Annotated in this window: 10 protein-coding genes; 8 read left to right on the top strand and 2 right to left on the bottom strand. The window is 67.7% G+C overall.

Annotated features, from left to right (window positions below; genetic code table 11):
• Positions 1 to 36: 36 nt before the first annotated feature.
• From AX681_RS16255 to AX681_RS16220, 8 genes are all read left to right on the top strand, one after another.
• Complete coding sequence (locus tag AX681_RS16255) at positions 37 to 933, top strand: SDR family NAD(P)-dependent oxidoreductase (protein ID WP_066658124.1); 897 nt, start codon at positions 37 to 39, stop codon at positions 931 to 933.
• Positions 934 to 1239: 306 nt separating this feature from the next.
• Positions 1240 to 2310: a hypothetical protein gene (locus tag AX681_RS16250; protein ID WP_066658121.1), complete on the top strand. Its 1071-nt coding sequence runs from the start codon at positions 1240 to 1242 to the stop codon at positions 2308 to 2310.
• A gap of 384 nt (positions 2311 to 2694) precedes the next feature.
• Complete coding sequence (locus AX681_RS16245) at positions 2695 to 3492, top strand: hypothetical protein (RefSeq protein WP_066658111.1); 798 nt, start codon at positions 2695 to 2697, stop codon at positions 3490 to 3492.
• A 71-nt stretch (positions 3493 to 3563) separates the two neighbouring features.
• Positions 3564 to 4055 carry a pyridoxamine 5'-phosphate oxidase family protein gene (locus AX681_RS16240; protein WP_066658132.1) on the top strand — a complete coding sequence of 164 codons (492 nt, stop codon included), beginning with the start codon at positions 3564 to 3566 and terminating at the stop codon, positions 4053 to 4055.
• A gap of 118 nt (positions 4056 to 4173) precedes the next feature.
• Complete coding sequence (locus tag AX681_RS16235; RefSeq protein ID WP_066658109.1) at positions 4174 to 5499, top strand: MFS transporter; 1326 nt, start codon at positions 4174 to 4176, stop codon at positions 5497 to 5499.
• Positions 5496 to 6416, top strand: a complete 921-nt coding sequence (gene cysK, locus AX681_RS16230; RefSeq protein ID WP_066658106.1) for a cysteine synthase A — start codon at positions 5496 to 5498, stop codon at positions 6414 to 6416. Before AX681_RS16235 ends, cysK begins: the two co-directional genes overlap by 4 nt.
• Before the next feature lie 70 nt (positions 6417 to 6486).
• Positions 6487 to 6801, top strand: coding sequence for a hypothetical protein (locus tag AX681_RS16225; RefSeq protein WP_156442638.1), 315 nt, complete (start codon positions 6487 to 6489; stop codon positions 6799 to 6801).
• A 116-nt stretch (positions 6802 to 6917) separates the two neighbouring features.
• Positions 6918 to 8207: a cell wall hydrolase gene (locus AX681_RS16220; protein ID WP_231733677.1), complete on the top strand. Its 1290-nt coding sequence runs from the start codon at positions 6918 to 6920 to the stop codon at positions 8205 to 8207.
• On the opposite strand, the gene AX681_RS16215 is transcribed toward AX681_RS16220, so the two are convergent.
• Positions 8200 to 9663 carry a PH domain-containing protein gene (locus tag AX681_RS16215; RefSeq protein WP_197424308.1) on the bottom strand — a complete coding sequence of 488 codons (1464 nt, stop codon included), beginning with the start codon at positions 9661 to 9663 and terminating at the stop codon, positions 8200 to 8202. The two genes, AX681_RS16220 and AX681_RS16215, sit on opposite strands and share 8 nt — an antisense overlap.
• The gene (locus tag AX681_RS16210; protein ID WP_066658095.1) at positions 9660 to 10145 is read right to left on the bottom strand and encodes a PH domain-containing protein; all 486 of its coding nucleotides are present in this window, start codon (positions 10143 to 10145) and stop codon (positions 9660 to 9662) included. The genes AX681_RS16215 and AX681_RS16210 overlap by 4 nt, the downstream gene beginning before the upstream one ends.
• Between the last annotated feature and the right edge of the window lie 74 nt (positions 10146 to 10219).

Here is a 10219-nt window from a genome sequence, read left to right as displayed (position 1 = left end):
GCATAGCTTGACGGAAACGTCAATGCGGAGAGGGAAATGAGCATCAGTTTTGCAGGGCGCGTCGCAATCGTCACCGGCGCTGGCGGCGGCCTCGGTCGCGCCTATGCGCTGGAACTGGCCCGGCGCGGCGCGAGGGTCGTGGTCAACGATCTGGGCGGATCACGCGACGGCAGCGGGGCATCCGATGCAGCCGCGCGCGTGGTGGCCGAGATCGAAGCGGCCGGCGGTGAGGCGATGGCCAATGGCGGAAGCGTCACCGACTATGCCCAGATGCAGGAAATGGTCGCCCGCGCTCAGGAAAAATGGGGCGGCGTCCATATCCTGATCAACAATGCCGGCGTGCTGCGCGACAAGAGCTTCGCGAACATGGAGCCGGAGGACTTCCGCTTCGTCGTCGACGTGCATCTCAACGGATCGGCCAATGCGACCAAGGCGGTGTGGGCGACGATGCGCGACCAAAATTACGGCCGCATCCTGATGACCGCGTCCTCGACCGGCCTCTACGGCAATTTCGGTCAAGCCAATTACGGCGCGGCCAAGCTCGGCCTCGCGGGCCTGACCAAGACGCTCTACCTCGAGGGCGCGAAGTACAATATCCGCGTCAACACCCTCGCCCCGACTGCGGGGACGCGGATGACCGAGGATATCTTCCCCGAAGCCGCGTTCAAGGCGTTCACCCCCGAAAGTGTCGCCCCCGCCGCACTGTTCCTGGTCAGCGACGATGCGCCAACCAACGCCATTGTCGGTGCGGGCGCGGGCGTATTCCAGGCCGCCTATGTCACGCTGACTCAGGGTGTCCGACTGGCTGGAGACGAGATGACCCCGGAGGGCGTCGCGGCGCACTGGGCGCAGATCACCGATCGCACCGGCGAAATCGTGCCCAAATCGGGCGGCGAGCAGGCGATGACGATCATGGCCAAGCTGCAGGGCTAGGGCAGGTCCGGCGGGCTGCGCGACAGGTTAGTCGCGCGCGTCGCAGGCGCGACAGAGGCTGAATCCGCCGGACACCATGCCTTCGCTGGAGCGGAATGCGGCACCGCAGTGCGAACATGTCGCATTGTCATGCCGCGGCGGGGACGGCGCCCATGGGCGGGAGGCCGGCAGCCGATTGGGGTTACGATCTCGATCCATCGGAACACGCTATGCTCGTCGCCCTAACGGAATCCTAATGTGCGCCAGCATACCGTATTGCATCACTAATACACTTGTGGCAGTCTCTCCGATACAGGAGGGACTGCCATGTATAGCGAAGTGGATCTCAACAACGCGGTGGAGGCCGGGGCGATCACCCCCGAGGCCGCCGCTGCCTTCCGCGACCATGTCGCATCGATGCGCGCCGCGCCGATCGCGGACGAAGAGCATTTCCGGCTGCTGACCGGGTTCAACGATATTTTCGTGGCGATCGCCGCCGCACTGATGCTCGTCGCGGTCGCCTGGATCGGCGGCGAGATCAAGCCGTGGCTGGGCGGACTTGCCGTCGCGGCGCTGGCATGGGGGCTGGCCGAATATTTCACGCGGGTACGCCGGATGGCGCTGCCCAGCATCCTGCTGCTGCTCGCCTTTGTCGGCGGGATCGCCGCGACCCTGGTCGGCGTAGTGGCCGACAATGTCGAATGGCTCGAACGCACGATCGGTCCGGACAATGAGATGCTGGCGCGTCAGGTCGCTGCTGGCATCGCGGCCATCGTCGGCCTTGCCACGGCTGCAGCGGCATGGCTGCACTGGCGGCGTTTCATGGTGCCGATCACCGTTGCGGCGGGGGCGGCTGCGGTGATCGGGGTGCTGATCGCCTTGATCATGATCGCCTTCCCGGCCGCGCACGACTGGGCCATGCCGATCGTGCTGGTCGGAGGCGTGCTGATGTTCCTGTTCGCCATGCGCTGGGACATGTCGGACCGCGAACGCAAGACGCGGCGCGCCGATGTCGCCTTCTGGCTGCACCTCGCCGCCGCGCCGATGATCGCGCACCCGATCTTCCAGATGCTCGGCGTGTTCGACGGCGCGGTTCAGCCCGGCATCGCCGCGATCGTGCTGCTGCTCTATGTCGGCTTTGCCGCCGTCGCACTGGCGGTGGATCGCCGGGCGCTGCTCGTCTCCAGCCTCGCTTACGTGCTCTACGCCATGTACGCGCTGCTGCAGACGGCGGGTGCGGTGGAGCTGGGCGCGGCGCTGACCGCGTTGGTCATTGGCTCGGCGCTGCTGACCCTGTCGGCCTTCTGGCAGCCGATGCGGCGACTGGTGGTCGGGCCGCTCGGCGGGCTCGGCGAGCGGTTGCCGCCGGTGCCGGCGCGCGAACTGGCCTATAGCTGACTCGGCCCCGGGGCGCGGCCTCTACCGCGCCCCGGGCACAATCGGCGACGCGCCATCGCTCCAATTTGGTCGCATCCACCGGAGGGGCTGATGATCGCCCGCCCAGCGACGATGCATCGCCGCTTGTGACTTTTGAGCCGCAACCGCGCCGATTTCCTGCCTGCCAGCGCTGCCGTCGCGCAAAATGAGTAGCAGGCGCGTTGCGCCTCTGCCGCAGAACGCCACTACATCCCTCCACTTTGGGGGAAGTGGTGGTTTTGTTGCGTGCAACCTTTACGTGCATCGATCGGGCCCGAGGCCATCTTGTCTAGGCCCGGCAAGCAGCATCCGGCGGCGGCTCCCTTATCCGGGGCTGCGTTCGGTCTGAAGATCCTGGAATACAGCGTGTCGGCACTGGCCCATGGGCTGGATGCATTCGGCAGCCTCAACAGCGCGATCCTGTTCACGGCGACGGCGCGTGCCTGTGGCCCGTTCGATCAGTCACCCGGTCGCAAACGTCCGGTGAGCATCAACGCGTTGTCCGCATCGATCGGTCGGCCGTTCGAGACGACGCGGCGCCATGCCAATGCGTTGATCGAAGAAGGGCTGATCGACCGCAGCGCCGCCGGCCTGTCGGTCTCGATCGAATCGCTCGTGGAACCGCGGATCGCGCGGTTTACCGATAGCTGCCATGACCTGCTCGTGCGGCTGATCGACGATCTGGCCCGCAGCGGCTTTGCGTTGCCGCCGACCGCCACCCATGTCACCTATGATCCGCGATCCGGGGTCGGAATCGCGCTCGACCTGCTCCTCGCCGCGGTGGAGAGCCATGGCAAACGTGAGGAGAATTTTACGCGACTCGCGCTGTTGCTGGCTATCGAATGGGCGCATGGCAGCCTGGCGACCGCGGGGCCCGATGGGGCGAGCGACCCGGTGATCCGCACCAGCGCCGCAGCGCGCCTGCTGGGGCTGCCCTATGCGACCACGTCGCGCAATATCGATGCCTTGGTCGAGCGCGGGCTGCTGATCCGGTCGGGTGCCGGCCTGCGCACCGCCGATGTGCCGCTGGTCGGCGCTGGCCGCGCCGCCCTGGCCGATCGCGCGCGTCAGCTGATCGGACGCCTTGCCCAGACCGGCTTTCCGATGGAGCGCCCGGGCACGGCCTATATTCGCGGCCGCATGCCGCCGCCTGATCTGGGGTAGCATCCGGCACGCGGAACCGCGTCGCGGCGTCGTCCGTTCCGGCTGCAATCCCAATCATCAGGAGCAGCATGATGCCGACCCCGCAGGAACTCGCCGACAAATTCTGGACCGCGCTCGACAGCGACAGCACCCTTTTTCTCGGTCTCGACGGCGTCCGCGACGGCCATGCCCAGCCGATGACCGCGCTGCGTGAAGATGGCCAGCAAGGCGGCCCGATCTGGTTCTTCACCACCAAGGACAATAGCCTTGTCGCTGCGCTGAGCGAGAGCAACCGCGCGATGGCGCATTTCGTGTCCAAGGGGCATGATCTGTGGGCGACGATCCACGGCAATTTGGTCGCCGATAACGACCGCGCCATGATCGACCGGCTGTGGAACCCGTTCATCGCGGCCTGGTATGAAGGCGGCAAGGACGATCCCAAGCTTCAGCTGCTGCGCCTCGACACGGAACACGGCCAGATCTGGCTGAACGAGAACAGCCTCTTCGCCGGTCTCAAGATGCTGCTCGGCAAGGATCCCAAGGCCGACTATCAGGACAAGGTCGCCGACGTCTCGCTCGCCTGACCTCCACGAGCCATCGCAAACGGTTCGCGCAACGATAACTTCATTGCGCGAACCGTTCGCAACCTCCTAAGGCCGGTTTGCCCGTCGATCATCGGGATTGGCGGGCGGACAGGACATCATGGCCGCGCACCCCTTTTCGATCCATAATTACCGCGTCTACTGGATCGCGCGGCTGGCCTCGACGCTCGCCGGTCTGTCGATGGTCGTCGTCATCGGCTGGCAAGTCTATGACATCGCCCGCGAAACCATGGGCATCCGCGAGGCGGCGCTGCAGCTCGGCTTTGTCGGGCTGGTCCAGTTTCTCCCGCTGCTCGCGCTCACGCTCGTCACCGGCTGGGTCGCCGACCGGCTCGACCGACGCTGGATCGTGCGCGGCGCGATCGCGCTCGAACTCGGCTGCGCCGCCGCGCTCGCCTGGCTGACGCAGACCGATGCCATCACCCTGCCGGCCCTGTTCGGCATCGCCGCGCTGCTCGGCGTCGCGCGCGCCTTCATCAGTCCGGCGCAGCAGGCACTCGCGCCCAACCTCGTCCCCGCCGCCTCGCTCCCGACCGCGATCGCGCTCAGCGCATTGGCGTGGCAGGTCGGGTCGATCGGCGGGCCGGCGATGGGCGGCTATCTCTACGCCGTGGGTCCCGCCGTCCCCTATTGGGTCGCGACCGCATTGTTCGGCGTTGCGCTCCTGATGATGATGCTGGTCACGCCGGTGGCGCGCAGCACCATCGCGCGCGTCGGCAACCCGTTGATACAGATGATTGAGGGGCTGCGCTATGTCCGCCGCAACCGCCTCGTCCTCGGCGCGATCTCGCTCGACATGTTCGCCGTGCTCCTGGGCGGAGCCACCGCAATGCTCCCCATCTATGCTCGCGACGTGCTGATGATCGGCGCGGACGGCCTTGGCCATCTGCGCGCGGCGCCGGCGGTGGGCGCGGTGGCAGTGGCGGTGGTGCTGTCCTGGCGTCCGCTCAAGACCAATGTCGGGGTCAAGATGCTGTGGGCCGTCATCGGCTTCGGCGCGGCGACCACCGTGTTCGGCTGGGCCGGGCCGTTGCTGACGCGGTGGTTCGGACCGAGCATGATCGGCAGCGAGCTGGCTCCCGCAGTACTGGTCTCGATCGCCGCGCTGATCGCGCTCGGCGGGTTCGACATGATCTCAGTCTATGTCCGCTCCTCGCTGATCCAGTTGCACACGCCCGATGCGATGCGCGGTCGGGTCGGGTCGGTCTCGACGCTGTTCATCTCCAGCTCGAACGAATTGGGCGAGGCGCGCTCGGGCTTTCTCGCCTCGCTGATCGGTCCGGTCGTCGCGACGGTGGGCGGCGGCATCGCAGCCATCTTGGTAACCGCGCTATGGGCGCGTATCTTCCCCGAATTGCGGCGCGCGCGGACCTTCGATCCGCCCGCATCGTTGGACAATCCCCCGCCAGAGGAGATCAAGGCATGAAGGCGAACAGCATCCTCGAAACGATCGGCAACACCCCGCACATCCGCGTGGCCCGGCTGTTCCCCGATGCCGAGGTGTGGATCAAGTCGGAGCGCACCAATCCCGGCGGGTCGATTAAGGACCGCATCGCGCTGGCGATGATCGAGGCGGCGGAGGCCGATGGTAGCCTCAAGCCCGGCGGCACGATCGTCGAGCCGACCAGCGGCAATACCGGCGTCGGCCTGGCGATGGTCGCGGCGGTGAAGGGCTACAAGCTGATTCTGGTGATGCCGGAAAGCATGAGCATCGAGCGCCGCCGCCTGATGCTCGCTTATGGCGCCAGCTTCGACCTGACCCCGCGTGAAAGGGGCATGAAGGGCGCGATCGAGCGCGCGCTTGAGATCGTCGAATCGACCCCCGGCGCATGGATGCCGCAGCAGTTCGAGAACCCGGCCAATGTCGATGTCCATGTCCGCACCACCGCGCAGGAAATCCTCAAGGACTTTGCCGACAGCCCGCCCGACGTGATCATCACCGGCGTCGGCACCGGCGGCCACATCACCGGCGTCGCCGAGACGCTCAAGAAGACCTGGCCGGGGCTCAAGGTCTTCGCGGTCGAACCTGAGCTGTCGCCGGTCATTTCGGGTGGTCAGCCGGGTCCGCACCCGATCCAGGGGATCGGCGCGGGCTTCGTGCCCAAGAACCTGCACACCGACGCCATCGACGGCGCGATCCAGGTCGATGCCGGCGACGCCAAGGAGTTTGCCCGCCGCGCAGCGCGTGAGGAAGGCATGCTGATCGGCATCTCGTCGGGCGCGACTCTGGCCGCGATTGCCAAGAAGCTGGGCGACCTTCCGGCGGGAACGCGGGTGCTCGGGTTCAATTATGATACAGGTGAGCGCTATCTCAGCGTTCCGGACTTCCTTCCGGAGGCCTGAAAGACTCGCATTCTGTCCCAAACCGGATAATCTGTCCTGAGTCGGGGAACACGGATTCCGGGGGGAAATCGTGCGTAATGCAATGATCTGCGTCAGCGTGATGCTGGCTATCTTTCTCGCGTGGCCGATGGTGTTCGGCAGCGAACAATCGTCCGCCGTGCGGGCCGCCGGGGCGAAAGTCGCAGCAGTTGCTGCGCCTTCCGCCAGTGCGCGGCTCGTCCAGACATCGGTCAAGCCGGCCGGGGCGCCGCAGGCTCAGGTGCTGCAAAGCTGCTTCAAACGCTATCAGCGCGAATATGCGCGCTGCAACGCGATCGACAGCAGCTGCCGGATGAAGGTCGCGGACCAGTGGGATTTGTGCGAGGCAACGGGCTTCTGGCCCTGAGCCCGGGCGGTTCGACGGCCTGAGACAAGCGCGCGGTTTGCCGCGCGCGCGTCTTGGGCTAAAGGGCGGTGGCCAGCGCCGCTGGCCTTTTGCCGCTGAAGGACCGCGCGCCCCCTGTGACCTCCTCTCCCGTTCCGGTAACCGCGCCACGATCTGCGCCGGGCCTGTGGATCGCGCTCGCGGCGATTGCGCTGTCGGCCATCGCGCTGCCGCTGCTCGCCGTGCTGTTCGCGCCGCCGCCGCCCGCCTCGCCGGTCCTTGCCGAGATTTCGCGGCCCAAGCGCGTCGTCCCCGCCGCCGAGCTCCCCGAGGTCGAACCCGTCCGCCTCGCCGCCCTGTCGATGGAGGACGCGCGCGCCTTCAACGCCGCCATCCCCTTTTCCACCGACCCGAACCCCGCCGCGCGCCCGCTGATCCTGGACGCTGGCGCAGAGGATTTCGGGCGCGCGGTCGACTGCCTTGCCGCCGCGACCTGGTATGAAGCGGGCGACGACCCGGTCGGCCAGCGCGCTGTGGCACAGGTGGTGCTCAACCGGATGCGCCATCCCGCTTTCCCCAAATCGGTCTGCGGCGTGGTGTTTCAGGGGCAGGAGCGGCGCACCGGCTGCCAGTTCACCTTCACCTGTGACGGCGCGATGCGGCGCACCCCCTCCCCCGTCGCCTGGGGCCGGGCGCAGACAATCGCGCGCCAGGCGCTGACCGGATCGGTCTTTGCCAAGGTCGGGCATTCGACCCATTACCACACCGACTGGGTCGTGCCCTATTGGAGTTCCAGCCTCGACAAGGTGGCGGAGGTGAATACCCACCTGTTCTTCCGCTGGACCGGCTGGTGGGGCACGCCGCCCGCCTTCCGCCGCGGCTATGCCGGGGCCGAGCCGGTGGTGGCGAAGATGGCGGCACTCTCGCCGTTCCATGGTGGCGGCGAGGTTGCGCTCGCCGCCACGGTTGATCCCGCGGCGATGCTGGACCCGGAGACGATCCCCGACTCTGCTGTTCCCAAGCCGGTCGCGGCGGGCGGCGACAGCTTCCATGTCGCGCTCGACAAGGCGCTGGGCGCCGACGCCTTTGCCGCGCTGGCAATTCGGACCTGTGGCGAGCGGGCCTATTGCAAGTTCCTCGGCTGGACCGATCGGACCAAGATCCCCGCGGTCGGCGTGGCGCTGACCCCGGCGCAGATCGAGGCGATGTCGTTCAGCTATCTGCGCGACAAGGATCAGGGGTTCGGCAAGGCGCTGTGGAATTGCGCCGAGTTCAAACGGCCGAGCCCGATCCAGTGCATGCGCCGGACGCCCGCTGCGGCGGTCGCTCCGGCCCCGGCTTCTTCACCGACGCCGGAGGTTCTGAGCGGGGTGCGGCGCAAACCGGCTCCGACGCCGACGCCTACCCCCAGCCCCGCCGCTAACTGACCGCGGCGGCGAGGTCGCGGGCCAGCGTTGCGCCGTCATCCAGGGCGACATCGACGACGGCGGGGGTGCTGGTGAGGCTTGCCCCGGCGGTGTCGACGTCGACCGTGACCAGGCCCAGCCAGCGCTGGATCAGGCCCTGGCGGATCGTCACCACCTGAACATTGTCGACCGGCACGATCCAGTCGCGCTGCGCCAATACGCCGCGCATCACCTGCAGGCTGGCGTTGCGGAGGGCGTAGCGGTGGAATTTGCGTTGCAGCAGGGCGGTGAGGACTGGGGGCAAGGTCAGGATCAGACCGAGCCAGGCGAAGGGGGTGAGCAGCAGTGCGGCGGCGATGACCAGCAGGGGGAGCGGCACCGCCAGGACCAATGCCCGGAGGATGTGGGCCGGGGCTACGGGGCGGAGCGGTAGCCTTTCGAAGGGCGGCAGGCCGGCCCTGGCGACGATTCCGGCGACTTCGTGTTCGCGGGCCAGCGGGGCGAGGACCTGGCGGCCGCTGGGGTCGTTGCTGCCGCCAAGCGTCTGGACGCTCAGGGCATTCCAGCCGAGCAGGCCCCGGAACGGCCCGCGCTGGATCAGGGCCAGCTGGATGCGGCGCATCGCTACCACCACTTCGCTGCGGGTCAGCAACCCCCTTGTCCGGCGGAAGCGGCCGATCCCGGCGCGCAGCTTGAAGTTCCATTCGCGCAGCATTGTCCGCGCCACGCCGGTGATCACCCCCAGCAGCAGCACCAGCCCGAACAGGCCGAAGCCGGTGGAGTAGGTCAACCGGCTCTGCACCTCGCCCTGGGCGCTCTTCGCCAGATCGGCGATCTCGTCCCAGCCGAAGCCCATCGCGTCGCCGAGGAACTGGATCGCGGTGGCCAACGCGGCGATCCAGACCAGCGAGAAGCTGAACAGCCCCAACAGCAGCACCCGGCCGGGTGACATCGCGAACACCTCGGTCAGCGTGTCCTCGACCGGCGGGGCGTCTTCGCCGGTGTCCAGTCCGACCATCGGCCGAGCGGGTCCCCCTCTCAGGGCTCCGCGCAGCCGGGCGGCTTCGGACAGGGAGACGCTGTCCAGCACCGCTTCGTCCTTGTCGCCACCGCCGGTTTCGACGCGGACTTCGGCGAGGCCGAAGATGCGCGACAGCGGCCCCTGTTCGATGCCGACGTCCTGGATCCGCTCCAGCGGGATCGATCGGCGGGTGCGGTTGAGCAGGCCGCGTTCGATCACCAATTCGCTGTCGGTCACTTCATAGGTGAAGCGCCGCCAGTTGATCCAGGTCCACACCAGACTGACGGCCGCGATCCCCACTGCCGCCAGGGCAATCCAGCCAAGGCCACGGCCCGAGGTGACGCCGATGATCGCGGGCAGGCCGACGACATTCTGTGGCGCCTTTTTGAGGAACCAGATGACGACCGTCAGCGGGTGGACGCGGCGCGGTCCGTGGTCTTCCGCCTCCTCGCTCACCATGGGTCGACCGTCAGCTGATCGCGGATCGCGTCGCGAATCTCCTCCGCCGTCTCTCGCGTGATGCCGGGCAGGTCGACCTGGCTGTTCGCGGTCCCGGCGGTGTGCAGCACCAGCGTGGCGACGCCGAACATCCGCTCGACCGGCCCCTGCGTCACGTCGATATGCTGGACGCGCGCGGCGGGGACGATGGTGTGACGGCGGGCAAGCCAGCCCGAGGCGACGTGCAGTTCCTTCCCCGTCCATGCCCAGCCCCAGCGCCGCCAGCGCGCCGGGGTCGCGATCAGCACCGACCACAGGCCGAGCGGCGCGATGACGGCGGTGGGCAGCCAGATCGGGAACCAGTCGAGTGCGGTGCTGAGGCCGAAGCCCGGCCCGATCGAGACGAGCGTGGCGATGGTCCAGAAGACGGCGGCGGACAGGCGCATCGCCTTGAGCTGGCCATGTTCGAGCGGGTTCAGCGGCGTGTCCAGGAGTAGCATCCTCCTGTTATGGCGGGGTGGGCGAAAGGCTCAAGGGGGTGGCGAACTATTCCTCCCCGAGCTCGTCTCGGGGA

Source organism: Sphingomonas sp. CCH9-E2 (assembly GCF_001557215.1).
GTDB lineage: Bacteria > Pseudomonadota > Alphaproteobacteria > Sphingomonadales > Sphingomonadaceae > Sphingomonas.
This window is presented reverse-complemented; position numbering and strand designations above follow the sequence as displayed.

What these genes read in the sequence shown, in the direction of transcription:
- AX681_RS16255 (WP_066658124.1), top strand. Translation starts at nt 37, where the DNA reads ATGAGCATCAGTTTTGCAGGGCGCGTCGCAATCGTCACCGGCGCTGGC.
- AX681_RS16250 (WP_066658121.1), top strand. Translation starts at nt 1,240, where the DNA reads ATGTATAGCGAAGTGGATCTCAACAACGCGGTGGAGGCCGGGGCGATC.
- AX681_RS16240 (WP_066658132.1), top strand. Translation starts at nt 3,564, where the DNA reads ATGCCGACCCCGCAGGAACTCGCCGACAAATTCTGGACCGCGCTCGAC.
- AX681_RS16235 (WP_066658109.1), top strand. Translation starts at nt 4,174, where the DNA reads ATGGCCGCGCACCCCTTTTCGATCCATAATTACCGCGTCTACTGGATC.
- cysK (WP_066658106.1), top strand. Translation starts at nt 5,496, where the DNA reads ATGAAGGCGAACAGCATCCTCGAAACGATCGGCAACACCCCGCACATC.
- AX681_RS16210 (WP_066658095.1), bottom strand. Translation starts at nt 10,145, where the DNA reads ATGCTACTCCTGGACACGCCGCTGAACCCGCTCGAACATGGCCAGCTC.